The 26909-nt window shown below is 61.0% G+C and carries 23 protein-coding genes and 2 pseudogenes; 15 read left to right on the top strand and 10 right to left on the bottom strand.

Annotated features, from left to right (window positions below):
• Positions 1-90: 90 nt before the first annotated feature.
• Both THIDRDRAFT_RS00485 and THIDRDRAFT_RS00490 read left to right on the top strand, forming a co-directional pair.
• Positions 91-1977, top strand: a complete 1887-nt coding sequence (locus tag THIDRDRAFT_RS00485; protein ID WP_007038810.1) for a vWA domain-containing protein — start codon at positions 91-93, stop codon at positions 1975-1977.
• The gene (locus THIDRDRAFT_RS00490) at positions 1974-2915 is read left to right on the top strand and encodes a hypothetical protein (RefSeq protein ID WP_007038811.1); all 942 of its coding nucleotides are present in this window, start codon (positions 1974-1976) and stop codon (positions 2913-2915) included. Before THIDRDRAFT_RS00485 ends, THIDRDRAFT_RS00490 begins: the two co-directional genes overlap by 4 nt.
• Before the next feature lie 63 nt (positions 2916-2978).
• Here THIDRDRAFT_RS00490 and THIDRDRAFT_RS00495 read toward each other — a convergent pair whose 3' ends face one another.
• Together THIDRDRAFT_RS00495 and THIDRDRAFT_RS00500 are read right to left on the bottom strand one after the other, a co-directional pair.
• Entirely contained in the window at positions 2979-4646 is a 1668-nt protein-coding gene (locus THIDRDRAFT_RS00495; RefSeq protein WP_007038812.1) for a hypothetical protein, read from the bottom strand.
• Between the two features lie 81 nt (positions 4647-4727).
• Entirely contained in the window at positions 4728-6572 is a 1845-nt protein-coding gene (locus THIDRDRAFT_RS00500) for a PhoX family protein (protein ID WP_007038813.1), read from the bottom strand.
• Positions 6573-6975: 403 nt separating this feature from the next.
• On the opposite strand from THIDRDRAFT_RS00500, the pseudogene THIDRDRAFT_RS26615 reads away from it, so the two are divergent.
• Positions 6976-7374 (top strand): annotated as a pseudogene (locus tag THIDRDRAFT_RS26615) (helix-turn-helix domain-containing protein); the annotation flags it as partial.
• Entirely contained in the window at positions 7332-8114 is a 783-nt protein-coding gene (locus THIDRDRAFT_RS26620; RefSeq protein ID WP_245535753.1) for an IS630 family transposase, read from the top strand. The pseudogene THIDRDRAFT_RS26615 and the gene THIDRDRAFT_RS26620, both read left to right, overlap by 43 nt.
• A gap of 225 nt (positions 8115-8339) precedes the next feature.
• Here THIDRDRAFT_RS26620 and THIDRDRAFT_RS00515 read toward each other — a convergent pair whose 3' ends face one another.
• The 4 genes and pseudogenes from THIDRDRAFT_RS00515 to THIDRDRAFT_RS00525 form a co-directional block, all read right to left on the bottom strand.
• Positions 8340-9368: a PDDEXK nuclease domain-containing protein gene (locus tag THIDRDRAFT_RS00515; RefSeq protein WP_007038817.1), complete on the bottom strand. Its 1029-nt coding sequence runs from the start codon at positions 9366-9368 to the stop codon at positions 8340-8342.
• Positions 9359-11500, bottom strand: a complete 2142-nt coding sequence (locus tag THIDRDRAFT_RS00520) for an N-6 DNA methylase (RefSeq protein ID WP_342610715.1) — start codon at positions 11498-11500, stop codon at positions 9359-9361. The genes THIDRDRAFT_RS00515 and THIDRDRAFT_RS00520 overlap by 10 nt, the downstream gene beginning before the upstream one ends.
• Positions 11480-11782, bottom strand: a pseudogene (locus THIDRDRAFT_RS27205) (type I restriction-modification system subunit M N-terminal domain-containing protein); the annotation flags it as partial. The gene THIDRDRAFT_RS00520 and the pseudogene THIDRDRAFT_RS27205, both read right to left, overlap by 21 nt.
• Before the next feature lie 76 nt (positions 11783-11858).
• Positions 11859-12062 (bottom strand): type II toxin-antitoxin system antitoxin, encoded by a 204-nt coding sequence (locus THIDRDRAFT_RS00525; protein ID WP_007038819.1) that lies wholly within the window; start codon positions 12060-12062, stop codon positions 11859-11861.
• Between the two features lie 849 nt (positions 12063-12911).
• Between THIDRDRAFT_RS00525 and THIDRDRAFT_RS00530 the strand changes: the two genes are divergently transcribed.
• Together THIDRDRAFT_RS00530 and THIDRDRAFT_RS24320 are read left to right on the top strand one after the other, a co-directional pair.
• Positions 12912-13148, top strand: a complete 237-nt coding sequence (locus tag THIDRDRAFT_RS00530; RefSeq protein WP_425358419.1) for an RNA recognition motif domain-containing protein — start codon at positions 12912-12914, stop codon at positions 13146-13148.
• Between the two features lie 92 nt (positions 13149-13240).
• On the top strand, positions 13241-13486 hold the full coding sequence (locus THIDRDRAFT_RS24320; protein ID WP_083827415.1) for a VF530 family protein: 246 nt from the start codon (positions 13241-13243) through the stop codon (positions 13484-13486).
• A gap of 92 nt (positions 13487-13578) precedes the next feature.
• On the opposite strand, the gene THIDRDRAFT_RS00535 is transcribed toward THIDRDRAFT_RS24320, so the two are convergent.
• The gene (locus tag THIDRDRAFT_RS00535; RefSeq protein WP_007038822.1) at positions 13579-13782 is read right to left on the bottom strand and encodes a type II toxin-antitoxin system antitoxin; all 204 of its coding nucleotides are present in this window, start codon (positions 13780-13782) and stop codon (positions 13579-13581) included.
• Positions 13783-14394: 612 nt separating this feature from the next.
• On the opposite strand from THIDRDRAFT_RS00535, the gene THIDRDRAFT_RS00540 reads away from it, so the two are divergent.
• The 6 genes from THIDRDRAFT_RS00540 (at position 14395) to THIDRDRAFT_RS00565 (ending at position 20135) form a co-directional block, all read left to right on the top strand.
• Positions 14395-15729, top strand: coding sequence for a PocR ligand-binding domain-containing protein (locus THIDRDRAFT_RS00540; protein WP_007038824.1), 1335 nt, complete (start codon positions 14395-14397; stop codon positions 15727-15729).
• Between the two features lie 423 nt (positions 15730-16152).
• Positions 16153-16800 (top strand): carbonic anhydrase, encoded by a 648-nt coding sequence (locus THIDRDRAFT_RS00545; protein ID WP_007038825.1) that lies wholly within the window; start codon positions 16153-16155, stop codon positions 16798-16800.
• A 192-nt stretch (positions 16801-16992) separates the two neighbouring features.
• Positions 16993-17616 carry an SCO family protein gene (locus tag THIDRDRAFT_RS00550; protein WP_007038826.1) on the top strand — a complete coding sequence of 208 codons (624 nt, stop codon included), beginning with the start codon at positions 16993-16995 and terminating at the stop codon, positions 17614-17616.
• Between the two features lie 60 nt (positions 17617-17676).
• Positions 17677-18141 carry a copper chaperone PCu(A)C gene (locus THIDRDRAFT_RS00555; RefSeq protein WP_007038827.1) on the top strand — a complete coding sequence of 155 codons (465 nt, stop codon included), beginning with the start codon at positions 17677-17679 and terminating at the stop codon, positions 18139-18141.
• A 304-nt stretch (positions 18142-18445) separates the two neighbouring features.
• Positions 18446-19072 carry a c-type cytochrome gene (locus THIDRDRAFT_RS00560; RefSeq protein ID WP_007038828.1) on the top strand — a complete coding sequence of 209 codons (627 nt, stop codon included), beginning with the start codon at positions 18446-18448 and terminating at the stop codon, positions 19070-19072.
• Positions 19073-19328: 256 nt separating this feature from the next.
• The gene (locus THIDRDRAFT_RS00565; protein ID WP_007038829.1) at positions 19329-20135 is read left to right on the top strand and encodes an endonuclease/exonuclease/phosphatase family protein; all 807 of its coding nucleotides are present in this window, start codon (positions 19329-19331) and stop codon (positions 20133-20135) included.
• On the opposite strand, the gene ftsX is transcribed toward THIDRDRAFT_RS00565, so the two are convergent.
• The 3 genes from ftsX to ftsY are packed head-to-tail and all read right to left on the bottom strand — an operon-like array spanning position 20132 to position 23124.
• Positions 20132-21097, bottom strand: a complete 966-nt coding sequence (gene ftsX, locus THIDRDRAFT_RS00570) for a permease-like cell division protein FtsX (protein WP_007038830.1) — start codon at positions 21095-21097, stop codon at positions 20132-20134. The genes THIDRDRAFT_RS00565 and ftsX overlap by 4 nt on opposite strands.
• Positions 21098-21102: 5 nt before the next feature.
• Positions 21103-21771, bottom strand: coding sequence for a cell division ATP-binding protein FtsE (gene ftsE, locus THIDRDRAFT_RS00575; protein WP_007038831.1), 669 nt, complete (start codon positions 21769-21771; stop codon positions 21103-21105).
• A 12-nt stretch (positions 21772-21783) separates the two neighbouring features.
• Positions 21784-23124 carry a signal recognition particle-docking protein FtsY gene (ftsY, locus tag THIDRDRAFT_RS00580; RefSeq protein WP_007038832.1) on the bottom strand — a complete coding sequence of 447 codons (1341 nt, stop codon included), beginning with the start codon at positions 23122-23124 and terminating at the stop codon, positions 21784-21786.
• Positions 23125-23455: 331 nt separating this feature from the next.
• Between ftsY and THIDRDRAFT_RS00590 the strand changes: the two genes are divergently transcribed.
• Genes THIDRDRAFT_RS00590 through rsmD form a run of 3 tightly spaced genes read left to right on the top strand, consistent with a single transcriptional unit; the run spans position 23456 to position 26757 of the window.
• On the top strand, positions 23456-24835 hold the full coding sequence (locus tag THIDRDRAFT_RS00590; RefSeq protein WP_007038833.1) for a M16 family metallopeptidase: 1380 nt from the start codon (positions 23456-23458) through the stop codon (positions 24833-24835).
• A complete protein-coding gene (locus THIDRDRAFT_RS00595) occupies positions 24825-26198 on the top strand; it encodes a M16 family metallopeptidase (RefSeq protein WP_007038834.1) in 1374 nt (457 codons plus the stop codon). Before THIDRDRAFT_RS00590 ends, THIDRDRAFT_RS00595 begins: the two co-directional genes overlap by 11 nt.
• Positions 26182-26757: a 16S rRNA (guanine(966)-N(2))-methyltransferase RsmD gene (rsmD, locus tag THIDRDRAFT_RS00600; protein ID WP_007038835.1), complete on the top strand. Its 576-nt coding sequence runs from the start codon at positions 26182-26184 to the stop codon at positions 26755-26757. Before THIDRDRAFT_RS00595 ends, rsmD begins: the two co-directional genes overlap by 17 nt.
• The last annotated feature ends 152 nt before the right edge of the window (positions 26758-26909 follow it).

A 26909-nucleotide genomic window follows, 5' to 3' on the forward strand; every position in this document is an offset into this window, starting at 1 on the left:
AATCACCGGCAGTGCACATCGAGTCGCCCGGCAGCTCCTCTGCCGTGCGAAAGGACTCAAGACAATGGACTTAGGTCCGAGACACTCAGTATGTTGCATCCGTTCAATTCGGCACGCTCCTTCCGTCTGATTCATGGATTCATCGTATCCAGCCTGCGACAGATCACCGGGCAGCGCGCCCTCCTCCTGATCCTGCTGGCCTGGTTCGCGGCAGCCGAGGCGAAGACCCCGGATATCCGCATCCTGATCGACGTCTCCGGGAGCATGCGCCAAACCGACCCCAAGAACCTGCGGATCCCCGCACTTCAACTGGTCAACGAACTGCTGCCAGTGGGCGCGAAGGCGGGCGTCTGGTTGTTCGCCGAAAAGACCGAGGTCCTGGCGCCCCCGGGAAACGTCGACGACAAATGGAAAGCCAAGACCCGCTCGCGACTGGACCGCATCCATTCGCGCGGTCTATTCACCGACATCGAGCGCGCGATCGCGACAGCGACCCTTGGGTGGGAGGCCCCCGACGAGGCCTACGACCGTCATCTGGTGCTGCTCACGGACGGATTGGTGGACGTCTCAAAGCAGCAGGAAAAAAGCACGGCCTCGCGTGAGCGCATCATTTCGAATCAGCTCATCAAACTACAGAACGCACGGATCCGGGTCGACACCATCGCCCTCTCGGACAATGTCGACAAGGATCTGCTGAAAACACTCGCCGAACAGACCAATGGCTGGCAGGAAACCGCCAAAGACGCGGATAGCCTGCAACGGGTCTTCCTGCACATGCTGGAGCAGACCGCAGCGCCGACGACGGTGCCAATTCAAGGCAACAAGTTCGGGATCGACGACGGGGTCTCCGAGTTCACCCTACTCGCCTTCCACGATGCCGATGTCGGCACCACCCTGATCGATCCCGACGGGAACAAGATCTCGGCCCGCCAGATGGCCCCAGGCGTCGTCTGGCGAGCCGAAGCTGGACACGACCTCATCACCATCGCCAACCCGAAGCCTGGCGAATGGTACCTGCAAGGCGTTTCGGACCCGGATAACCGTGTGGTCGTCATCACGGATCTCGGAATCGAGGTCGGCGAACTCGCAAATCGGGTGAGCGCCGGGACGGCCCTCAGAGTCGAGACCTGGCTGACCGACCACCGCCAACCCGTCACCCGACCGGATCTGCTCAAGCTGCTCTCGGCCACCGTGACGCGCACCGCAACCGGGACTCAGGAGAATGCCGCTCCCGCTCAACCGAAGATCGCCATGGAAGAGGTCGGAGAGATGCCCGAGACACGCGAGGTCGTGGACGCCCCCAAGACCCTGGAGGCGGCGCCACCGCCGTCGAATGAGGTGGAGATGGCGCTGGATTCGAAAACAGGTCGCTTCCAAGCCGCGCTGAGCACCAACAACCTCGCGCCCGGCGACTATCAGCTCGAATGCGTCATCGACGGCGGGACCTTCAAACGCCAGGCGGTGCGGCACTTCAAGGTCAGCGGACCGCCGATTTCGGTCGAATACAAGCAACGTCCGCCATCGGAGGAATTCCCCGCCCACAACATTGAGGTCACGCTCAACGCCGAGGCGGATCTGGTCGACCCCAAGAGCCTCGGCGGCTATCTTCTGCTGAAGGACCCCAAGGACAAAACGTCGGTACTCGAACTCAAGGGCACACAGAAACTTCCCATCGGTTTCCGTTTCCCGGCACTGCAGCCAGGGAGTTACGAACTATCGGGTAAGGTGTTCGCCCGCACCCCGAGCGGCGAACCGATCGTCTTCAAACCGGAGACGGGGCACTTCGATTTCGAATTCGAGGCTCCGCCCACTGCCGAAAAGAAAGAGCCTTCGGATTTCTCCTGGTTGGACCTCTCCATCGTGCTGGCCGGCGGCAACGTCATCCTGGCGCTCTTCATCGGGCCGACGCTCTGGTTCCTGAAACAGCCCAAGAAGACATCGAAGAAAGCAGCCAAGACGAAGGATAAGAAGCAATGACGGCCATCGAGCTCGGCAGCCTCATCCTCGCGGTGGAGTTCGGTTTCATCGCCTGGGGAACCCTTTTCCTGCTCCTGCGGCGCAATCGCAACCAACGACACACCGATCAAGACCATGCCAGCGCGGTCCTGGAAGAGCTGCAAGAGCAGGAGCTAGACCGCCGCGACGCCTTGTCGAACCTGTTCGCGGACACCTACAAACTGGAAGGAAACGAGCTGAGCTCGAAGGTCGACGAATATGTCGAGCGCGAAAAGGCCTTCTACAGCGCCATGCTGAGTCTCTACCTGGAGCGCGACGGCGCCAAGCTAAGGGATCTTCCGGCCGAGTTGACCAAGGTTCTGACCCCCTGGGCGCACATCACGCCGAGCGGCATGGTAGATGCCAGCGAAGTCGGGAGCCTTGAGGAAGAAAAGGCTGCACTGGCACTGGAGCTGGAAAACACCCAGCATACGCTCGAACGCCTCATGGACGAATACATGGCGGCCTTCGACAAGAACGAAGCGCCCGACGAACAGGCACCCAAGCCGGCGCCGCAACCCGAACCGGAAGAAGAGGAGGAAGCGTTCGAGGAGACATTCGAAAATATCTCCGAGGAAGCGAAGACTCAGACACCACCCACGGAGGACGTGGAAGAGGAACAACAGTTCGACGTGCTCGAAGAACCGGAGGATTTGGACGACATTGCACTGAGCGCGCTCGGAATCGAGCCCGATGCCCCGGCGACCGACACGCAGACGACGCCCCCCGATCAAGACGCGGCAGCGGTCGAGGAAGAGGATGCATTCGAACTCCCGCCCGCGCCAGTCGAGAAGCAACCGGCGGATGACGACGAACAGGCCGACAAGCCGCCAAGCGACGCCGACCTCGATGATGAGCAGGCGCGAGAAGAGCTGGAAGGGTTGGCCGACCTCTTCGGCGGTCCCTCCGATAAGAAATGAAGACGTCGAAACCGAGGCCGATCCCACCGGGAAAGGCCGATGAGACCCGAACCCCGGTAACGCTCAGAGTGTCGGCTCGGCGACACCGGTCGGCTGGTTCTGGATCAGCGACTCATGCACATTCTGCGGCGGAACGACCGTCGCATCCCGCCCCTGTCTGAACGACTGTTCCTCGACGATGACCCGATAGGCCTTGTCCAGCATCAGGGCCCGTTCGGCGGAAGGAAGAATCAGCGTCCCCATATCTTCGTGCAAGGACTGGATTGCCTCGGGACGCAAGGCCCCTTCGGCATCGAAGAAGCGCGCCATCACCTCGGTATTGGCGCGAAACTCGTCACCAGCCCCGTTGATCTCCAGATAGCGACTGTATTCATAGCCGCCGTCCTCCAGACGCGGTTCAGGAAGACCGGCCAGTCCGCGCTGACTCCAGTGGAACCAGCCGCCCTGATCGGTCTCGTGCCCGAGACGGCGCGGGAAGGAGAAAATGGTATCCGTGGTGGCACCGATCCCGCCATGACAGCCCATGCAAAACAGCGTCTCTTCCTGAGACTGCGGACGCAGACGACCGACGCGGTCCTCGATGAATCCCTGATAGACCCAGCCCTGAGTGAACATTCCGCGCTCGAAGTTTCCCGGCACGGACTTGAGGATGTCGGGATCCAACGCCCGCTCCGCCCCCTCGCGGTCATTGATACCCTTGAGCTCGGCATAGCTGTACCAGGTGTTCTTGCGTGCGTATCTGAGCTCCTTCATCCGCGCGGCTAGACGCGGCGCGCCCTCTTCATCCAGATCGATATAGCGGACGCTGTGCAGGAACTCGGTGCCCTCTGGGAAGAGACCGGCCGCCAGATGGACCTCGCCCCGCGCTTGCGACCTACCCGCCCGTCCGACATAGGACATGGTGCGACCTTCCAGCGGCGCCCAGTCGAAGACGATCCTGGTCGCCGTGCCCAGATGTCCGTCCTTGTCCAAATCCACCCCGAGGCCAATTTCGTCGACCGGATCGATGTGCACATCCTGACGCCGGACCAGCGACTCGACGATCGCCAAATTGATGTCATAGATGCGCGGATCGAATCGACCCTCGGCATCCTGCTGGAAGGCGTTCGCCAAACGGATGAGGACGTCGTCCGTCGACCCGTTGGTGGGCCAGAAGGTGCCGGGAAAGGGCGCGTAGCCGAACGCCCGCCAGCCGCTATATCCCTGCTCCGGGGTTCGATCGAATCCCTGGTCGTCGAACGCAAAATAGGCGTCTGGCACATAGCCGTCCCAGCGTCCGTTCTGGTCGAGATCCCAAGTCTCGGGAAGACTTTGGGTCAGGGTTTCGGCCAGGATCGGACGGCCCGAATCGTCGCGATAGTTGTCGGTACGAACATAGTCGAGGATCGCCATGTCGCTGATCGCCGCCACCTGGGCGCTGCGATCGACCCGCAGATTGCTCCAGGGATTCTCCAGCGCATCGCCCGGCAGGCTGTAGCTGAGCTGTAGATCGTTGTCGTCGAGATAGGTCGGAATGCGACCGCGCGTATGACAGACGAAACAGGGATTGAAGATCCGCCCAGCCGCATCCTCGGTCTTGGTATAGCACTGGGGGCTGATATAGGCGGTCAGATTGCCGATCCGGGCGTCGCTCAGGTCGACGATCGAATCGCCGGTCGCGACATCGTCGGCCAAGGTGGCGCCAACCAACACCAGGCCACAGAAACCGCTGGCATAGATCATATTTTTCATCGCAAGTTGCTCCATGAAGCGCACGAACGCACGGGAGCGCATCTATTCTGGATGCGCTCCCGTCGAGCTCGAGATCGCCGATCAGTCCAGCGGTGGGAAGGGGCCGATATAGCCGACGTGCGATTCCTTGTCGTCTGGGCTCAGAGCCTGATCCGCGTCAGACTCGCCGTAGGGATGCTGAGTGACCAGGGTCAGATAGCCGTGACCCTGGATGTTTGCAGCCCAGAAAGGCGAGGTCGTCTCCGCACCATAGGGCGTGGTGGCGATGCGGGTCAGTGCCTTGGCATCGATGTTGTAGCTCCAGACATAGTCGTTCTGGTGGGCGCTGGTGTCCTCGCCGATGACCAGAGTCCGATACTTGGGCAGATAGGTCAGGTTATCGGGCGAGGCGATGCCCTCTACGTCACAGGTGTTTGCGGACAGGTCGGTGCCGCTGTAGTCCTTCGCCTGACCGGCAATCAGGCCCCACATGTTGTGAGCGACATAGTCGCTGTCGATCGCATTCCCCTCGGTATCCGAGATCGCCCCCTGGACGTTCATACCGTAAACGGCACCGCACTTGTTCTTGGTGAGACGAATATGATTCGGCCCGCCTACGTCCTGAGAAGCACCGTCCTCCATGCCCTTGGCGACCTCGCTGATAGCGACATAGAGCACCTTGTCGTCGGGGTTGTAGGTCAGACCTTCCTCCTTGCGGAACTCGGTCGTTGCCCCCTTGTGCGCCGCATAGAGACGGGTTTCTAGACGCGAAGCGATTTTGTCCATGCCAGACTTGACACGTGTGCAGAGCAGACCCTCGTCGTAGGTGTTGGTGCTGGTGAAACCGTCCGGGCAGGTGCCGGCCTCGGCGTCGAGCGGTTCGACGCGCTCGAACATATCGGCGAAGGTGGTCTTGCCCTCGATGGCGGCACGAATCTCGTCGTTGCTGGCATGACCGAGATTGATCCATTCGATATCGGCGCGACCGGAGCCCTCCCCCGAGGTCTGAATCCAGCGCGCAGCATAGAGGGTGCCGGAGCTCAGCACCTTGGCGCGATCGGCGACGAAGAGGAAGAGACCCACGTTGGTGCCGTCGTCGGAGAGATAGACGGTCCGCGCGTCGGGCATCACGTAGGCCAATTCATGGGCGAAACGGCCCATGGCGAAATGCTTGGCGACCCGGTTCCGACCATTCGCCGAGGTGACCTTGATCTCGGGAATCCAGCCGAACATGTAGCCGAAATAGGCTGCGTTCTCGGCGGTATTCTCGATCTTGTTGTAATCGGCGATGGCCTGCATGTGAGCGTCGTGCCAAGTCGGATCGTCGAACCAGGCCTGGTTCTTGGCTTCGGCATTGAACACGGCCATCGGCGGCTCGTATTCCTCCGAACCAAGATGGCTGTTCCAGGGCGTAGTCACGCCGGCACAGTTGACGTAGGTCCCGTAGACCTCGGAGAAATCCACCGGGCGGGTGGACAGCGCCGTGAGATTGCCCTCGGCATCCTGATCCAACTTGGTGACATAGGCGCCACCGACACTGCATTCGAGCTGGGTCACCGCAAACAGACTGGTTCCATAGCGCAGCAGCGAGGTGTGATCCGGCCCCGAACCATTGGTGCAGACCCAGGGACTGGCGTCCTCTTGAAGCATCGGCTGACCGTCCTTGTCCTTGAGCAGCCCGAAGACGGCGGTCTCGCTGCCGCGACCGTCGAGCTTGCTCAAGGTCTGGTTGGTGCGCACCAGATCGTGATAACCAATGGGATAGGTCGTGCCGTCGATGGTCACACTGTCCGATGCGCGAATCGCTCGCTTCTCGTCCTGAGTGAGCGGAACCGAGACCTCGGAGAACTCAAGCGTTCCGAAATCGGCGGACGTCGTCTGGCTGCAACCGAGCGCCAGCATCAGCACCGGCAGGCTGCACATGGCTTTACTGAAGGCATGGGTCATGGGTCAGGCTCCAAAATCCTATAGTGGCGCCGAACGCCCTGGAGTCGTCATAGCGGACGTCGACGGAGGAGCGACGAGATTAAGGAAAAACCTTAGACCCTGGATCAGGGGAACATGAAGGTTGAATGAACACGAGATGACGATCGATCTCCATCGGTGCTCGCCGTCAGGCTTACCCCAGGAACGATCGCTGATACATCGGCATTATGCGCTTACTGCACGTGGATACCTGCCGCTCGGCTCGTTTCAAGAGGTGAAGCAAGCGCCCTAGGAGTTGACGCCCGTCTCATTGGTGCAAGCGACTTCTACACACGGATTGCGTGTCAGATTATACCCCTCTCATACGAATTTTCGGCTCAGGCTCCCTCGTTAACCGTCTGCTCACCATGGTAATCTCCAGCGCATGAACGACTACCGACTGAGCGATGAAGAGCTAGCTGAGCTGCGTGCGGTCCACCGCAGGGTGCGCGACATCCGCGAAGCTTACCGCATCAATGCGGTCATTCTGCTTGGTCAGGGTCGTGGGGTGAAGGACATTGCCGATGCACTGCTGCTGGACCCTGAGACGGTGCGCAGCTATTTCAAGCGCTACCAGAAGGGCGGCCTTGATGAGCTGCTGCGCATGAGCTATGTGGGCAGTGAAGCGTTGCTCGATAGCACCCAGTTGCGTGAGCTGGATGCGCATCTGCAGAGCACGCTGTATCAAACTGCAGCGGACGTGGCGCGCTACGTCGAGCAACGCTGGGACGTGCGCTACACATCCAGCGGCATGAACGCGCTGCTGCATCGCCTCGGCTACGTCTACAAGAAACCGACGCTGCTGCCAGGCAAGCATCAGCCGGTCGAGGTTCAGGAGGCGTTTGTCTCCAAGTACCAGGATTTCAAGGACAAAAAGTCCGAAAGGACGTGATTGTCTTCATGGACGCGGTTCACCCGCAGCACAATCCGGTGCTTGGCTGCGGCTGGATCAAGCGCGGGAAACAGCAGGCGATCCAGAGCAACACCGGACGGCAGCGGCTGAACATCAACGGCGCGATCAACATTGAGACGCTGGAACTCACGTACCGCATTGACAACACGATCAACGCGGTTTCTACGATTGCCTTGCTCAAACAGTTGGAGAGCGCTTACCCAGCGGCCTCTCGCATCATCGTGATTTGCGACAACGCCCGCTACTACAAATCCAAGCTCGTCGCGGAATATTTGAAGAACTCCCGCATTCAACTTGAGCCATTACCGGCGTATAGCCCGAATCTCAACCTGATCGAGCGATTCTGGAAATTCTTCAAGAAGCAAGTGCTTTACAATCGTTATTACGAGCGGTTTGCCGAGTTCCGAATAGCCTGCAAAGAGTTTTTGCGGAGCTGGATCTCTATGCGCCCCAACTGCGCACGCTGCTTGCTGAGAACTTCCAGATTATCGGTAATTGAGAACCGAAATCCTGCATTCGCTAGGTATAATAGCACTCTGATATGGGCGCTTCCCAAATTGCTGCTCGTCCAATTTCGCCACCCTCACAGACGAGAATATCGCCCTCGCTGAGGCGGTATTTTTCAATATCCGTGCGAGACAGAGGCACTGTAGGTAGCTCTGTGATGTCGATTCGATCCCACTGAACTGCTCTATTTCCGAGGTATGGTTTCGGAATCCCTACGTTCTTTTCGGCATCGAGCATCTTGCCAAGTTTGATCTCAAACTCCTGGCCGACCGTCGAAACCGCCCAATCCTCCGGAATAACTCCAACCTCGGTCTGCTTGTACCCCGTCTTCATTCCGCCACCCCTCCTTCCGCCGCTTCCCGCAAGGTGATCTCCAGCTCGCGACGCAGGTCCTCGCGCTCCGGCAGGTAGAGCTGGTACTTCTGGACGAAGAGCTGGCTGCTCATGCCGTAGGTGGCGTATTCGACCAGCAGCTCGTCCTTGTGGCGGCTGAGGATGATGCCGATGGGTGGGTTGTCGCCCTCGACGTTTTCCTCGTTGGCGAAGTAGCCCAGGTACAGATTCATCTGACCGATGTCCTGGTGACGCACCTCGCCCAGCTTGAGGTCGATGAGGACGAAGCAGCGCAGGATGCGGTGGTAGAAGACCAGGTCGACCCGGTAATGGGTGTTGTTGACCGTGATCCGGTATTGCCGCCCGACGAAGGTGAAGCCCTTGCCCAGCTCCAGCAGAAAGGGCTGCAGGTGATCGCAGAGGAGGGTTTCGAGCTGGGTTTCCGAGACCCGATAGGGCTCGGGGATCTTGAGGAATTCCAGGACATAGGGCTCGCGCAACAGGTCGGCGGGCTGCTCGAGGATCTGGCCCTGGGGCGCCAACTGCCGGATGCCCGCCTTGTCCTTGCTGGCAGCCAGGCGCAGGAACAGGGCGTTCTCCTTCTGACGGATGAGCTCTCGAACCGACCAGCCCTCGCGCACGGCCTGCTGCGCATAGAAGCTGCGCTCCAGCGGGTCGTCGATCTTCAGGATCTCGACGATATGGGACCAGGTCAATTGGTGCGACAGCGTCGCACCTTTTGGGTACGCCAGGTAGAACTGGCGGATTCGGATCAGGTTGCTGCGGCTGAAGCCCCTGCCGTGGCGTCGTCCGAGATCGGCGGCCAGATTGCCGATGAGCGCCTTGCCGTACTCGGCGCGGAGATTGCCCGCCTGCTCGTATTCGACGATATGCCGTCCGACCTGCCAGTAGGTCTCGATCAGCTGGGTGTTGACGGCCTGGGCCGCACGCGCTCGGCCTTGAGTGTAGGCATCGGAAATGGCTTCGAGCAGTTGCCGGTAGCCGTCGCCGTCGATCAGTTCCACGCGAGCCCCATCGTCTTCAGATGCGTCTCCACCCGCGCGGCGAGGCGGTCCACCTCCTCGGTCAGTTGCGGCAGCGGCTTCTCATACCGCTCAGCCAATTGCCGGACCCGCCCCGTGAGGGTCTGCGACACGCGGTCCAGCTCACCCCGCACGGCGTCGGACAGGTGCGCCATCCATTTGTCATCGACGACCAGGGTCTTGATTTCGGCCTCGCCGAGTTTGGGATACTTGGCGTCGATCTTGGCGTCCAGCGCCTCCTGAGCCGTCTTACGCTCGGACTTGGCGCGGGTCTGCCGGTCCAGCAGCTCGGCATAGGCTTGGAGCGCCTCGCGCTCTTCGGCGTAGAGCGGGTTTTTGCCGATCTCCCTGAGCCGTGCCTTCACCGCCTTGGCGGTGATCTTCTGCCTGTCACCCTCGCCCTCGATCACCTCGGCAAGCGGTCCGTCCTCGCCACCCTGCTCCTCGCGCCGTTCGTCGAGCTGCTGCTCCAGGGTGGCGATCTGGTTGTCCAGTGCCTCGATGGCGTCCCGCTCGGCGGTGAAGTAGCGCTCGACCAGGAGCGCGGCGGGAATCAGGTCGGACTTGAAGCGCCGCTTGCCGATCAGATAGTCGTGCAGTTCGGGCCAGACGAGCTTGTTGTCCCTGTTCTTGATCCGCACGATCTCGCGCGGCTGCGCGCCCTGCGTCCAGCCGTCGGCGCCGACCAGATAGCAGTCGTCCTGCATGGTCTCTGCCCAGTAGTCCATCAGGTGCTGATAGATGTCGTAGGGGTCGAGCAGGGGGAGCCGCTTTAAATCGGCGAGCAGGGTCTCGGAAAGGGCCTCGATCAGCTCCTTGGGCCGACCGTCCCGGTCGAAGCCGGTGAGCTTCGGCGTGCTGGACTGCCGCCACTGCTCGAAGCGCTCCGTCACCCGTGTCCTGAAGCCGGCGAACTCGGCATGGTCGAAGATAGCGGAATTGACCTCGGTCACCGGCATCTTGAGCTGGACGTAGCCCGCTCGCAGCGGTTCGAACAGGGCGGCGCGCACGCCGGGCAGGACCTCCCAGTAGTCGGCTAGGGCCTCCAGGTCGCGCTCGGGGATGCCGCCGTTGAGGTGGGCGTCGATGTCCTGGATGTCCTCGGGCTCTGAGGTGTCGATGTAGCGCGGCAGGTTGAGGTTGAAGTCGTTCCTGGGATCGGCGATCTCGTCGAAGGGCACCAGACGGGCATAGCGCGGCACGTCGACCTGCTTGCGGAAGGTGTCGACGAGGCGATGGATGTCCTGCTCGCGCAGCCGGTTCTTGTTGCCGTCCTTCATGAACCCCTGGGCGGCGTCGATCATGAAGATGCCTTTGCGACCGGCGGCGTTCTCCTTGTCCAGCACCAGGATGCAGGCGGGGATGCCGGTGCCGTAGAAGAGGTTCGCCGGCAGCCCGATGATGCCCTTGAGGATGCCCGAGCGCACCAGCTTCTCGCGGATGACGGCCTCGGCGTTGCCCCGGAAGAGCACGCCGTGGGGCAGGATGCAGGCACCCTTCGCGGTGCTCTTCATCGAGCGGATGATGTGCAGCAGATAGGCGTAATCGCCCTGCTTGGCCGGCGGTTCGCCCCAGGCGAAGCGCTGCCAGGGATCGTCCGAGGGCGTGAGGCCGGTACTCCATGTCTTGTCGGAGAAGGGCGGATTGGCGACCACGTAATCGTAGGTGCGCAGGTGCTCCCGGTTCATGAACTTGGGCGAGGTCAGGGTGTTGCCCGAGCGGATGGTCGCGGTCGGGAAGTCGTGCAGGATCATGTTCATGCGGGCCAGACCGGCCGTGGTCACGTCGCGCTCCTGTCCTTCGAGCGTGATGCGCCTCTCGCCCGCCTCGGCGGCGACCTTCAGCAGCAGCGAGCCCGAGCCGCAGGTCGGGTCGTAGGCGGTCGTGGATGCCTTGGCCTGCTCGGGCGAGATGCCGATCACCTTGGCGATGATGCGGCTGACCTCGGACGGGGTGTAGAACTGGCCTTTGCTCTTGCCCGAGTCCTGGGCGAAGTAGCGCATCAGGTACTCGTAGGCATCGCCCAGGATGTCGTCGTGCTCGGCGCGGTTCTTGGCGAAGTTCAGCTCGGGCTTCTGGAAAATGCCGATGAGGTTGGACAGGCGCTCGACCATCGCCTGGCCTTCGCCGAGCTTGTTGGGGTCGTTGAAATCCGGGAAGTCGCTCTTCGACAGCCGTTCGTTGCTGTCCACCAGGGGCGCGATGATGTGCTTGTTGATCCGGTCGCCGATGTCGCTCTTGCCCTTGAGCGCGACCATGTCCTTGAAGCTCGCTCCCTTGGGGATGGTCACCGGCGGGAAGAGATCGTCGGAGTCGGCGTACTTGTCGCTGATGTACTTGATGAACAGCATGAAGAGGACGTAGTCCTTGTACTGACTGGCGTCCATGCCGCCGCGAAGCTCGTCGCAGGATGCCTAGAGAGAGGAGTAAAGGTCGGACTTCTTGATCGCCATGGGGAATGTTCTGCTGTCGTTAGGATCGGGGTGCCTTGCCTTCGGGCGGCCCCGGCGGGCTTGGTGCTTGGATCGCGATGCCATTGCGTCCGCAATGGTCCCGGATCAGGACCTCGACCATGTTCGAGATGGACCGATGTTCCCGCTGAGCCGCGGTACGCAACGCCTCTTTCAGCGCTGGGTCGATACGGAAGGTCAGGGTGGCGGTCTTGGTGCTGGGCATCGCTCACGCGACGATTTGCTGAGGATGTACTGCAAGGTACAGCAAGGATAGGGTTCGACCAATCCTTTTGGTTTCAGGGGAAAGGATAGCTCCGTCGATTCAGATAATCACGCGGGACTTAATGCCTGTGCTAGAGCAACCATGAGTCACTGCAGTCGGCGGATCTCAGTAGCCTGCAAAGGCTCTGGCTCCACACCATCGATACGGTCGACCTTGTGCACGCGATGGTTCTGCGCATCAAGGCGCCGCTTCTGGCGATCCAGATTATGTGCTGCGGCGGGCGTTGATACGGCAAGCCACGGCCGCAAGGTCAGACGTACACATCAAGCATCAATGACACCAATATCCTGCGGCGGCTGGCCCAGGTATGACTCTGGCCGGGTCATGTCACCGATGCTTCAGCGAGAAGCCCTGTGCAAGGAGTTCAAGATGAATAGAGCGGTCGGATTTTCCTTACTCGCCTTGGGTCTGGCTTTCACCGCAGTACCCGCAAACGCCGTTGTGTATTGCAAGGCCGTGGGTGTACCGAAGGGGTGCGTAGTTCGACCTGCCAGGGTAGCGCCGGTCGTGTATTGTAAGAGCGCAGGCGTTCCTAAAGGCTGTGTGGTTCGACCGGTTGCGAATCCGCGTGTTGGTGTCGGTCCAACCAATCGAAATGGTGGACTAAACCGCCTTGGTCCGAATCGCTGAGGATTGTCGTCCTCAGGACCGCCCCAGCTCGGCCTTCGTCGCGTCACCAGCCAGCCGAGCCTGGCTGGATCAGAACAACATCCAGGATGCGCAAAACAGAAAATGAATGTTTGCGCATTCACTTGAAACTTAATGGCTTATTAACTGATGAAATTGATAGTGCGTAATCTTGACCGCAGTACGACTGAAGACGAGCTAAAGACCCTTTTCCAGGAATATGGTGCCGTACAATATTGTGATTTAGTCTTGGACAAGGCTACTGGCGGATCCAAGGGGTTTGCGTTTGTGGAAATGCCGAAGCCTGGAGAAGCCAAGGCCGCGATGAAAAACCTGAATAATATGACGGTTGCCAGCAACAAGATTCGTGTCAAAAAGGCTGAAAATAAAATGGAGTAATATGACCGTCAAAATCGATGCCGCAAGCGGCACCTTTTGTTCTCGCGTTATCGGTCAAAAACACTCAGCGTAATGTCGGTGCATTGAAAGTTATGAGTCGTCAACAATCGAATAATCCATTGCATGGTATCACGCTTGAGAAAATTGTAACGAGGTTGTTGGAGCATTACGGTTGGGATGGGATGGCTCGGAGAATCGACATAAATTGTTTCAAAAATGATCCGTCAGTGAAATCGTCGCTAAAGTTTTTGCGAAAAACTCAATGGGCTAGAGATAAGGTTGAAGATTTATATATTGCAACTTTTGAAAAGCAATCCCCCTGGGGGAATACCAAATAAACGGTAACGAACTCCAGCGCAGCCGGGTTGTTCAGCTTCGACAGCCGCGAAAAATGCCGATTCACCGTTGCCGGGGAGCACGCGGACTTGATCTATGACCGGGGCTCATCCCCTTGGGGCGGCCCCGATGGTCCAAGGGGCGGAATCGCGATGCCATTGCGGACGCAATGATCTCGGATCAACACCTCGACCATGTTCGAGACAGAGCGGTGCTCGTGCTGGGCGGCGGCGCGCAGCGCTTCCTTTAGTGCTGGATCGATCCGGAAGGTCAAGTTGGCGGTTTTGGTGCTGGCCATCGTTCGACTCACTGGCTGACTAAGGTGTACTGCAAATTACAGCAAAGGCCGCGTTCGACCAACGCATATGATTTGGCGAGTGCGTAAGAGGACGCGAGAACCTTGTGCCCTCGTTTCTTGACGGTGTCCCAATAGCTCATTAGGGGCAGACTCATATCTTTACCCATAAGTCGGACTGATCTGCTCGTTCAAGCATTTACGGCACCTATTTTCAATCTACTGTGTTTTCCTGATTCTCGCGGACAAGGAGCAACTCCCTCGGCGGTTCACCCTGCGCTAGATCAGGTTCTGAGCTGGGCTAGATGGCCAGGGCTTTGAAAGCGCGAAAACATAACATTATTAATCATTGTCTTACGTCAATTTCTCGCCGTGGTTTTGGCGCCGTTGACGAGATCAATGCCTCGTCGGTTGAGCCAAGTCAGAGTGTTGCGCGTGAGCACTTAACGTGACCTTCAAAGCCCTGGGCTAGATGGCTTAGAATCGTTATCGGAAACGGTTTCCGGGCGGTTTGCCACTGACGTTAGTGGTTTGGTGCCTTGTTCAGTCAACCCGAGGCTGTTCTTCTCCAGGATGGCGATTCAGTACCTTAAGCATGCGTGTGTAGAGGTCGAGATGAAATTCGTGGACCTGGTCGACATTGATGAGTTGCGGGGTCTGTGCGAGAGCTTCACGGCTTTGACTGGTGCGGTGACGGCGATTCTGGATCTAGAGGGTACGATTCTCGTTGCCACGGGCTGGCACCCGATCTGCACTCAATTCCACCGCGTGAATTCGCGGACGGCGAAGCGGTGTCATGAGAGCGATGTCCAGCTCGCTGTGCGCTTGAGCCGCAAGGAGTCCTACAACGTCTATCGCTGCAAGAATGGTTTGGTCGATGTTGCGGTTCCAATCCTCGTGAGCGGCAAGCATGTCGCCAATTTCTTTACCGGACAGTTTTTCTTCGAGCCTCCGGATATCGAGTACTTCCGAGGGCAGGCGCAGGAATTTGGCTTCGACGAGCAGGCCTATCTAGCTGCATTGGCTGAAACCCCGGTTTTCAGCGAGCAGCATGTACGCTCGATGATGGTCTTTTTGACCCGACTCGCGGAGATGGTTGGCGAGATGGGGTTGGTCCGTTTGCGTTTACTGGAAGCCAATCAGGAATTGCTGCAGCACCGCGAGCATCTCGAAGAGCTGGTTCAGGCCCGTACCGAGGAATTGCTCTTGGCCAAGGAGCAGGCCGAGTCGGCCAGCCGGGCCAAAAGCGCCTTTCTGGCCAATATGAGCCACGAGTTGAAGACTCCGCTCAATATTATTACTGGCATGTCCTATCTACTCCGCAGCTCTAGTCTCACGCCCCAGCAGTCGAAGCGGGTCGATCACATTGAAGATGCCGGATGGAACTTGGCCGGGATGGTCGATTCCGTGCTCGAACTGTCCAGGATCGAGTCGGGGGACGTCAGGCTCGATAAGCGGCCTTTCAGTGTGGCCGATGTTGTCGATCAGGCGTTCGACGAGGCCGCCTCCTCGGCCAGTGAGAAGGGCCTCTTGATGAAGGTCGAGATCGATTCGGTCCTGTCGCCCGCCCTGCTGGGCGATCCGTTTCGCTTGAGGCAGGCGTTGTCCAATCTCGTCTCGAACGCGGTCAAGTTCACCGAGCAGGGAGAGGTCCTCGTTCGGGTCGGTATCGAGAGCGACGCGCTCGATGAGGTCATTTTGCGCTTCGAGGTGGAAGATACGGGAATCGGTATCTCGCAGGAGTCCCTTGGACGGTTGTTCCGCCTCTTCGAACAAGTGGACAATTCAATGAACCGTCCGTTTGAGGGCTGCGGCACGGGCATCTTTATCACCAAGCGGCTTGCCGAGCTCATGGGGGGGACGGCCGGTGCCCGGAGCACACCAGGCGTCGGCAGCACCTTCTGGTTTACGGCCCGATTTGGGAAGCGATCCGAGGCGGTCGCCGGTTGAACGACAGGGACCGAGCGCTCCTGGTCTAGATCGATCGCTCCAGGGCAAACGGCACCTTGGCCTTGAAGTTTCGTCGGGGCCGCAATCTTTCGGTTGAGTGGCGGTCTGCGTCTGGGGTGGGGAATCGGGCCCCAAGGAGCCAACGATTTTGTCTGGTTGGGAGTCTGAAATGACCGGGCCGCTTCCCCGAGCGTTACCAGTCCAGTATTCTCAAGGCCATGGATCTCTGCGCGCTCAAGCGCATGGCTGAAACGTCGCCGCACTTCGCGACAGGAATCGACCGGTGCAATACGGTCCGGCCTGTGTCGCGGCCGTTGCCAGGTGGCCCTTCTGGTGCGAATGGCGCGCGGTGGTTCGATTCCCGTGAACTCCACCCTTTGGGGTGGTCATCTTCCAGCCAATTCGGCAAGCATCGGTATTTCCATGGCAACTTCTCTTTCCGCTATCGAGGCGCTGAAGCGTCTGCGCGATGGCAACCGTCGCTTTGCGAGCAACTCGAACACCTTGGACAGTCGCCTGTCGCATCAGCAACGCGCGGATCTTCTGGCCGGGCAGGAGCCGTTCGCCATCATTCTCGGTTGCTCGGACTCTCGCGTCCCGGCCGAGATCATCTTCGACCAGGGGATCGGCGACCTCTTCGTGATCCGCGTCGCCGGAAACATTGTGGCTCCGTCCCAGGTCGGGAGTGTGGAGTTCGCCGTATCGCGCTATCACACGCGTCTCGTGGTGGTGCTGGGACATTCGCGCTGTGGGGCCGTCTCGGCCACCATCGAAACCCTGCTCGACGGTGGGGATGCCGGTTCGCGCAATATCGACTCCATCGTCAATCGGGTGAAGCCCTCGGTGCAGGGACTGCTGGACACCGAGCTTCGCAATGATCGGGCGGCGTTGCATCAGGCGGCAGTGCGGGCGAACGTACGGGCCTCGGCCGATCATCTGCGGCATGGCTCCGAGATTATCGAGTCGATGATCGAGCAGGAGGATCTCATGGTGGTTGGAGCCGAATATGCGCTCGAAACCGGGCTGGTGGATTTCTTCGACGGTCTGACGGGCGAGGCTCTAAAGGTCTGACCGGGTTTTTTCGAGGCCGCAACGGGCGGGGTTCGTCGCGTGAAGTCGCTCGCCCGTTGCGGAATGGGGTTCGGTGTCGTCCAGATTCACGGCGTCTGCTGGTCGGAATGCGACCGGCGTACTCCGCTCAGGGTCTCGACACGAGCGGATTTCAATAGTTTCTGATCTCAACGGGTGTCTGTTTTCGGTTCTATGAGGCTTCGACCCTTCATCGCGATTCTGGTGTTGGCCCTGCTTCTGGCGGGATTCCTTCTGTTGTGGTTTTCGGGGAATTCCTTGCTCGGGCGTTTGGGTCTGGGAGCGGGTGCGTTGGACGTGGCGTCCCGGCCCACAGGGGGCGATTTCACCCTGCACTCGGCGAACGGGCCGGTGCGTCTGGTCGATCTGCGTGGGCGGGTTGTGCTCATCTACTTTGGCTATACCTCCTGTCCAGATATCTGCCCGACCAATCTGGCCTATCTGGGGTCGGCGCTGCAGGATCTGACCCCGAGGGAGCTGGATCGGGTGCTGGTGCTGTTCGTCAGTGTCGATCCGGCACGCGACAGCCTGGGCCATCTGGCCAGCTACGCCCGGTATTTCCATCCGAACATCGTCGGTGTCACCGGCACTCCGAAAGAGGTCGCCCATGTCGCGGCCCTTTACGGGGCCGCCTATCGGAAGGTGCCCCAGGGGAATTCGGCGATGGGCTATCTGGTGGATCACTCGGCCTATACCTACGTCGTCGATCCCAAGGGGCGTCTGGTGGAGACCTTGGATCATGCGCCTTCGCCCCGTTTGGTGACGAAGACGATTCGCGCATTGCTCGCGGAGGACTAGCAGGTCGTCCTCTTGTCCGTGTTCTTGTCCGTTCACAATCACACTGAGGAGACGTCGTCCATGTTTCGATCGCTGAGATCCATCACCGCCCTACTGGCCGCGAGTCTGTCATTCGCTGTTTTCGCCGCCGATGTCGAGGTGGCCGATCCCTATGCCCGAGCCGTTCCGCCCGGGCAGCCCAACAGCGCGATCTTCATGACCCTGAGCAATCCGTCCGAGCAGGATCGCGCGCTGGTCGGGGCGGAAAGCCCAGTCGCCGAGACCGTCGAGTTGCATACCCACATTAAGGCGGACGGCATGATGCAGATGCGGCGCATCGAGCGGATCGATCTGCCCGCTGGTCAGTCGGTCGAACTGGCTCCTGGCGGGCTTCACATTATGCTCATCGGTCTCCAGCATCCGCTCGATCCCGAGACCACCATCGATCTGACGCTGGTCTTCGATGACGGCGAGCGGATGGCGCTCAAGGTTCCGGTGCGTCGGATCGAGATGGGACAGATGCATCATTCGAGCATGGCCCACTGAGTTAGTGCCGCCGTGCGCGCCGCGTGTTCAAACCGGGTATTCGGCGCCTGTTGTCCCTGCCCGTTTCAGACCTCGGGTCCGCGATCGAAGCGACCTTGAGGTCGTTCGGGATATTTCCGCAAATATGCCTGTCTATGGCTCGGTGCGCGATCGGGTGGACGCGGTCATCAAAGGGGCATGCGGTTTGACCGAGATGCCAAATATCTGATATATATCGCCAGATTTTATGCACCCTCACTCCATCGGCCTTTCGTCAACGGATCAGGACGAGGCCCCGAACACGATTTAGATTTAGGCATTAGCGATGATGAAGACTTGGCTGGTAACGATTTCAGTGGCGGCTGCGTTGGCTGGTGGCACGGTTCAGGCTGCCGAGCAGCTCAAGCCGAACCCCGAGGCTGGCGCGGCAAAGGCCAATAGCATCTGCATGGCGTGTCATGGTCCGCAAGGCAACAGTATCGTGCCCACCTGGCCGAAGCTCGCTGGTCAGCACCCCGAGTACATCAAGAAGCAGCTGATGGACTTTAAGGCGGGCGATCGCTACAACGTTCAGATGACGCCTATGGCGTTGCCTCTGACCGATCAGGAAGTCGTGGACGTCGCGGCCTATTTCTCCAGCCAGAAGCAGACCGGAGGCAAGGCTGATCCCGAAGCGGCCAAGCTGGGCGAAAAGCTCTTCCGCGCTGGTAACCCGACCACCGGCGTTCCTGCATGCAGCGGCTGTCATGGTCCCGCCGGCATGGGGCAGGGCTTGTCCAAGTTCCCCCGTCTCTCCGGCCAGCATGCGGACTATGTCAAGCAGACCCTCGGCTATTTCCGTGACCAGGAGCGCGCCAACGATCCCAACGGCATGATGCGTATCATCGCCGCCAAGATGAGCGACGCCGAGATCGCGGCTGTGTCCCAGTACATTCAGGGTTTGAGCCAGTAAGACCGCTCGGCGCACTGATCGCGCCGAAGCGAGTCTAAATGACGCAAAAGGCGGCTTCGGCCGCCTTTTGCGTTGATTCGAGCGTGTGACCCTCACATCGTTGGTTCTTGGCGTTGCCCGCGTCTCCTGATCTTGGGTTTCGCTGCGCACCGGCTAGCCTGTTGTCGTTCCGTCTGGGCTTGGACGCTGGATGGGGCTGTGCTAGGGTCGCCGGCATTTGAGGGTTGACGATCCTCGGGGGATCGGTGTCTCCAGCATGCGGCAACTGAATCTGTTGAGCTATAACGTGCAGGCCGGGATCTACTCCCGTCAGTACAGCGACTATCTCACCAATAGCTGGAAGCACCTTCTGCCGCATCCTGAGCGTTTGGTGAATCTTTCCCGGATCGCGCAGGTGCTGCGTCAGTTCGATCTGGTGGGTCTGCAAGAGATCGATGCAGGCAGTCTGCGCAGCAACAACATCGATCAGGTCCAATATCTGGCCCGTCTCGGCAGTTTTCCCCACTGCTACCGTCAGATCAATCGCAATCTCGGTCCCTTCGCGCGGCACAGCAATGGCTTGCTGAGCCGGCTGAGGCCGGCGCGTATCGTCGAGCATCGGTTGCCTGGGCTGCCTGGGCGTGGTGCGGTGACCGCAGAGTATCCGCTGTCGAATGGCGAGCATCTGGCGGTGGCGATCGTGCATCTTGCCCTGGGCTGGCGCGCCCGCCGTCGCCAACTGGATTATCTCGCCTGCCTGGCCGAGCAGCATCCTCTCATGGTGGTGATGGGCGACTTCAATTGCGGCTGCGATTCGAAAGGACTGAACAACATGGTCCGTAAGGCCGGGATGCGCGGTCTGGATTGCGAACTCAAGACCTTCCCGAGCTGGCGTCCGCGCCACAATCTCGATCACATCCTCATCTCGCGTCCGCTCAAGCTGGTGTCCGCGCGGGTCATCGACTACGCCCTATCGGATCACCTCCCGCTCAGCATGACCATCGAGCTGCCGGATGGGGTACGTTTCGCCGAGACCATACCGAGCGCGCGCCCCGCTCCGGTTTCCACCGCGAGCTCGAGCTAGCTGAGCTCCGAAGTCTCCAGGTGCCGGTTCACCGCGACCCAGCTGCCGATCAGGCCGAGCAGGATGCTGCCTCCGAGGATGACCCCGGTCGCGGAGAGCCCAAGCCCGCTCAGGTCGAATTCGCTGCGGTAGAGGGTCGCCAGGCGCGAGACCGGTCGCTGGAGCAAGAGCACGGCGATGCTGACCAGGAGCCAGGCAGTGAGTCCGCCGAGCAGGCCGTACCAGGCGCCGGTGTAGAGGAAAGGGCGGCGGATGAAGGCGTGGGTGGCCCCGACCAGCTCCATGATCTCGATTTCGATCCGCCGGTTGAGGATCTCCAGCCGAATGGTGTTGCCGACGATCAGCAGTACTCCGAGCCCGAGGAGTCCGCCCAGTAACATGGATGCGCTCTGGACCAGATCCAGAATGGCCTGAAAACGCTTCAGCCAAAGCGTATCCATGCGGGCGAAATCCGATTCGGGCAGATTGAGCAGGCGTATGCGCAGTCGCTCCAGGTTCTCGGGCGATGCGTTGAAGTGATTGGGGTAGATGGCGAGCACGACCGGTAGCGGGTTGCTCTTGAGCTGCTCCAGCGCTTCCTCGAATCCTCCCAGCGCGCGAAATTCGGCCAGCGCCTGGTCGCGCTTGATGAGGTGAACCTGCGAGATCTCGGGCCAGGCTCTCAGTCGCGCGGCGACCTTTTCGGCGTCCTTGTCGCTGGTTTCGAGCTTGAGGAAGAGCGACACGGCCGCGCTCTGGTCCCAGCCGCCGGCCATGGTGCGGAGATTCTCCGTCATCACGTAGAGCGACGCCGGCAGCGAGAGCGAGATGCCGATGACGGCGATCGTCATTCCGGTCGGGAGCGGTGTATCCATCAGGCGCCCGAGCGTGGCGATGATGCTCTGCAGATGATGGTTGAACCAGATTCCCGGCCGGTCGAGCAGGCGTGGGCTGCGGTTACGAACGGCGCGCTTGTTGGCCATGGGTGTCACCAATCTCCGCTGTCGTCCACCACCCGTCCCTCGTCGAGTGTGATGGTGCGATGGCGCATGCTGCTGACCAAATTGAGATCGTGGGTGGCGATGAGCAGGGTGACGCCGACGTAATGGAAGCGCTCGAAGAGCACGAAGATCTCGCGTGAGAGGTCCGGGTCGAGGTTACCGGTCGGTTCGTCGGCGAGCAGTACGGGCGGGCGGGCGACCACGGCTCGGGCGATGCCGACCCGCTGTTGCTCCCCGCCTGAAAGCGCGACCGGCGTGGCCCGCTCGCGTTTGAGCAGACCGACCTGATCGAGTGCGGCGCGTACGCGCCGGCCGATCTCTTTGTGACCGAGTCCCATGACCACCAGCGGCAGGGCGACATTGTCGAAGACGCTGCGGTCCGGCAGCAGGCGGTGATCCTGAAAGATCATGCCGACCTGGCGGCGGTGGAAGGGGATCTGGCGTCGCGGCATGCTCGCGAGGTTGCGTCCGTTGACGAAGATTTTGCCGCGCGAGGGTCGCTCCAGCAGGCCGATCAGTCGTAGTAGGGTGCTCTTTCCCGCGCCCGAGTGGCCCGTCAGAAAGACCATCTCGCCGGGGCTCATCTCGAAACCGATATCGCTCAACGCCTCCCCGCGCTCGGGATAGCGTTTGAAGACATGCTCGAAACGAATCAAGGGTCGACCTCGCTATCCGAGCAGCGCGTCGAGGAATTCGTCGGGATCGAAGGGGCGCAGATCCTCGATCGACTCGCCGACGCCGATGAAGCGAATCGGCACCTTGAGTTTGTCGGCGATGCCGAAGAGGATGCCGCCCTTGGCCGTGCCGTCGAGCTTGGTCAGGGTGATCCCGGTGATGCCGACCGCACGATGGAAATGTTCCGCCTGGCTCAGGGCGTTCTGACCCGTGGTGGCGTCCACGACCAGCATCACCTCGTGCGGGGCCTCTGGGTCGATTTTCTTGAGGACGCGTGCGACCTTGGACAACTCGTCCATCAGGTTGCTCTTGGTGTGCAGCCGACCGGCGGTGTCCGCGATGAGCACGTCGGCCCCGCGCGCCGTGGCGGCCTGGAGCGCATCGAAGATGACCGATGCCGAATCGGCCCCGGTGTGCTGGGCGATGACCGGGATCTGGTTGCGCTCGCCCCAGGTTTCGAGTTGCTCCACGGCGGCGGCGCGGAAGGTGTCGCCGGCGGCGAGGATGACGCTGTTGCCCTCTTCTTGAAGACGCTTGGCGAGTTTGCCGATGGTGGTCGTCTTGCCGGCGCCGTTGATGCCGACCATGAGGATCACCTGGGGGCGTCCCGGCTGGGGTTGGCGGACCGGGCCGTCGGCCGTGCGCAGGATGTCGCGCAGTTCGTCCTTCAGGGCCTTGAGCAGGGCCTGGGGATCGGAGAGCGACTTGCGCTTCACCCGCTCGGCCAAGTCCGAGATGATGCGGCTGGTCGAGTCGACGCCGAGATCGGCGGTGATGAGCAGCGTTTCCAGCTCCTCCATGAGCTCGTCGTCGATCTTCTTGCGCCCGAGAAAGGCATTTCCGAGTCCGTCCCCAAGCTGGGTTCGGGTTCGGGTCAGTCGATCGCGCAGCCGGTTGAAGACGCCGCGCTTGCCGACTTCGGGCTGGTCGTCCGCCGGTGGTTCGACCGGGGTCGCCGAGGGTGCAGGCTCTGGCTTGCGCTTGATCGGCTCGGGACGTTTGGCCTCGACGGGGCGTGGCGCCGGAGTCGGAGCGGGTGGCGGTGTCGGTCGAGCGGTTGGCGTGGCGGGTTGAGTTGCCTTTGCCGATGTCGGATCGGCCGGCAGGGTCTCGGCTGGAGACGCTTTGCTCGGCGGCGCGTCTGCGTCGGCGACAGGTGTCGGCTGCGAGCGGAAGAGCTTGCCGAACCAGGGCTTCTTGATCTTGCCTGGGGCCTCCGGTTCCGCCGTGGGTTCCTGGGCTGGAGCCTGGGCCGAAGGGGCCGCGACCGGTTCGCTCTGTGGCTCCTTTTCAGGCTGGTCGGGTGCCTTGTTCTTCTTACCGAAACCAAACATAGAAGGATCGCTTGCGAGAGGTTGAGGGTCAGTGTTGGAGGTGCGTTAGGGAAACCGATGGATGGCCATAGATGGCGAATGCCAATGCTAACAGATCACCCGAGTGCGCGTCCGCGCTCATCGGGATCGGCCCCGAGGGAACTTACGGCGCTTTCGGCTTGCCCATAGAGGGCCCGTACCGCATCGCTCTGGGCACCGGCTCTCGCTTCGAGCACCTCGCGCCGTCCGCCTGGGATGCTGTCATCCGTTCTCTTCCGTGAGATCATCCGCGCCCATTTTCGTGGAGCGCAATCGGCCAGCCCTTCGCGCGGTCTAATGATTCGGAGTCTTCATGCAACGACGCTTCATTCCACTCCTGTTCTTGAGTCTTTTGCCGTTCGGTGTGCCGGCCGCTCCAGCGGTCTATGAGCACCAGCTTGCGAATGGACTCAAGATTCTGGTCAAACCCGATCATCGCGCGCCGATTCTGACCTCGCAGGTCTGGTATCGCATCGGTTCGAGTTACGAGCATGGCGGTATCACCGGCGTGTCGCACGTGCTGGAGCACATGATGTTCCAGGGCACGAAGCGCCATCCGTCCGGCACCTTTTCGCGCATCGTTGCCGAGCAGGGCGGCGAGGAGAACGCCTTCACCGGGCGCGACTACACCGCCTATTACCAGAACCTCGCCAGCGACCGGCTTGAGGTTGCCTTCGAGCTGGAGGCGGACCGGATGCGTAACCTGACCCTGGGCAAAAAGGAGTTCGCCAAGGAGCTGGAGGTGGTGAAGGAGGAGCGGCGTACGCGCACCGACGACGATCCCCAGTCTCTGGTGTACGAGCGTTTTTCGGCCGTCGCCTACGATGCCTCGCCTTATGGCAATCCGGTCATCGGCTGGGCCTCTGACCTGGATCAGCTGAAGGTCGAGGATCTGCGCGCTTGGTACCGTCTCTGGTACGCCCCGAACAACGCGATCCTGGTGGTGGCGGGCGATGTGGAGACCGAGAAGGTGTTTGAGCTCGCGGAGACCTATTTCGGTCCCTTGAAGGCGGAGTCCATTGCCCCGCCCAAGACCCGTGGCGAGCCCGAGCAGCTTGGAGAGAAGCGCCTCACGGTCAAGGCGCCGGCCAAGGAGCCCTATCTGCTGATGGGCTACAAGACCCCGTCGGCGGCGGATGCCTCCGAGCCCTGGGAACCCTATGCGCTGGAGATGCTGGCATCGATCCTCGACGGTGGCGACAGTGCCCGTTTCTCGCGCGATCTGGTGCGCGGGCGTCAAATCGCCGCCTCGGTCGGTGCCAGCTATAGCGCCTTCGAGCGTCTGCCCGGTCTGTTCCTGTTCGATGGTGTGCCGGCCAAGGGGCATGATCTGGACGATCTGGAGCGGGCGATTCGTGCCGAGATCGAGCGCATCAAGCGCGAGCCGGTCGCCGAGTCCGAGCTGGAGCGGATACGCACCCAGGTGGTCGCGGCCAAGGTCTACGAGCGCGACGAACTCTTCCATCAGGCGATGCAGTTGGGTCTGTTGGAGACCATCGGCCTCGACTGGAAGCTGGCCGAGACCTATGTCGACCACCTGGCGGCGGTGACTGCGGATCAGATCCAAACGGTCGCCAAGAAGTACCTGAACAGCGACCGACTCACGGTCGCCGTGCTGGATCCGCAGCCGCTCGATGGGCGGTCGCGGGTCACGACTCCGATGTCTCTGGGAGGACACGGCAATGTGCGTTGATCGGACATCCCTCCATGCCGCTCGAGAGCGCCGTCTTGTGTGGCCGCTGTGGATAGGGCTCTCGTTGCTGCTGGTCGGTGGTCTGGCCCAGGCGACCCCTGAGATCCAGTCCTGGCAGACCGCTAAGGGTGCGCGGGTGCTGTTCGTCGCGGCGCCCGAGATCCCAATGCTGGACGTCAAGGTGGTGTTCGACGCGGGCAGTGCCCGCGACGGCGATCGACCGGGTTTGGCATCCATGACCGCCTCGATGCTCGACGAGGGCGCAGGCGACTGGGACGCGGATGACTTGGCGGATCGGCTGGAGAATATCGGCGCCTCGTTGTCCGCTGGAGTCGATCGCGACATGAGCGCCGTCGCGTTGCGCACCCTGACTCAGCAGCCGGCGCTCGATACCGCCGTCGAGACCCTGGCTGGTGTGCTTGCCCAGCCGACCTTCGATCCCGACGCCCTCGAACGGGTGCGCAGGAACCGTCTGATCGGACTGCGTCAGCAGCAGGCGTCGCCGCGCAGCGTGGGACGTAAGGCACTCTATCGCGCCATCTATGGGACGCATCCCTATGCCTCCGACCCCTCCGGCACCCCAGAGTCGATCGGCGCGCTGACACGGGAGGATCTGATGTCCTTCCATCGGCGTTACTACAGTACCTCGAACGCCCTGATTGCCATGGTCGGCGATCTGACCCGGACCGAGGCCGAAGCGCTTGCCGAACGTATCACCGCCGATCTGCCGGTCGGCACGCCTCCCGCTCCGCTGCCCGAGGTCTCGGATCTCACTGCCGGTAGCCTGGAGCCGATCGCCTTTCCAGCGAGCCAGACCACGATTCTGGCCGGTCAGCCCGGTATGCGGCGTGGCGACCCCGACTATTTCCCGCTCTATGTCGGCAATCACATCCTCGGAGGCAGCGGGCTGGTTTCGCTCCTGATGGACGAGATCCGAGAGAAACGCGGTCTCTCCTACAGCACCTTCAGCTTTTTCATGCCGCTAGCACGATCGGGTCCCTTCATCCTGGGCCTGCAAACGCGCAACGATCAGGCCGAAGAGGCCCGAATCCTGATGATTCAGACCCTGAAACGCTTCATCGACCAGGGGCCGACCGAGGATGAGCTGACCGCGGCCAAGAAGAATCTGACCGGAGGCTTCCCGCTGCGTATCGCGAGCAACGGCGACATCATCCAGTATCTGGCAGTGATCGGTTTCTACCATTTACCGCTCGACTATCTCGATCGCTTCAATGATCGTATCGAGTCCGTTACCCGCGAGCAGATTCGCGACGCCTTTGCGCGGCGCGTCCATCCGGATCGGCTCGCCATCGTGACGGTGGGCGGCCAGACTCAGCGGGTGTCCCTTGCCAGCGAGCGTTAAAACCAATCAGCTGCGCATCATCGGCGGCCGGCATCGCGGTCGTCGTCTACCCTTTCCCGATCAGCTGGGGCTGAGGCCGACATCGGACCGGGTGCGCGAGACGCTCTTCAACTGGGTCGCGCCCATCATCGAAGGCGCGCGCTGTCTGGACGTCTTCTCCGGTAGTGGCGCGCTCGGGTTCGAGGCCGCCTCGCGCGGCGCGGGCGAGGTCGTGATGCTCGAGCGCGCGCCGAAGGTGGTGCACCAGCTGCGGTGCAATGCCGAAACCCTCGCCTTGGAGGCGGTCAGCGTCCATCAGGCCGACAGTCTGGAGTGGCTCGAAGGCTCGGGTCGTCCATTCGATCTGGTCTTCCTGGATCCGCCCTTTGCCGACGACCTGCTCGAATCGGCCTGCGCGCGTTTGGCGGGCAATGGCTGGTTGGCCCCTGGGTCCAGGGTCTATCTCGAATCAGCGGCCAAGCCGGGCTTCCCGGATCTGCCGGCCGATTGGGATTTGGTGCGAGAGAAGACGGCGGGACAGGTGCGTTATGGTCTCGCCATCGTGGCGGATAGGGGCTAGGGCGATAAGGCGATGCCCCCGTTGCTGGATGTCGCATGACGGACGCAGCGTTTCACTCGGGTTTGTGCTATGGTGCGCGCCGATAGTGGGACCGTAGGTCCTTGATGACGTATGTTGGTGTCATGCCTCGGTTGTTTGGGCCTACCGCAAGT

Origin of the sequence: Thiorhodococcus drewsii AZ1 (assembly GCF_000224065.1) — a bacterium.
In the GTDB taxonomy this organism is placed as follows: domain Bacteria; phylum Pseudomonadota; class Gammaproteobacteria; order Chromatiales; family Chromatiaceae; genus Imhoffiella; species Imhoffiella drewsii.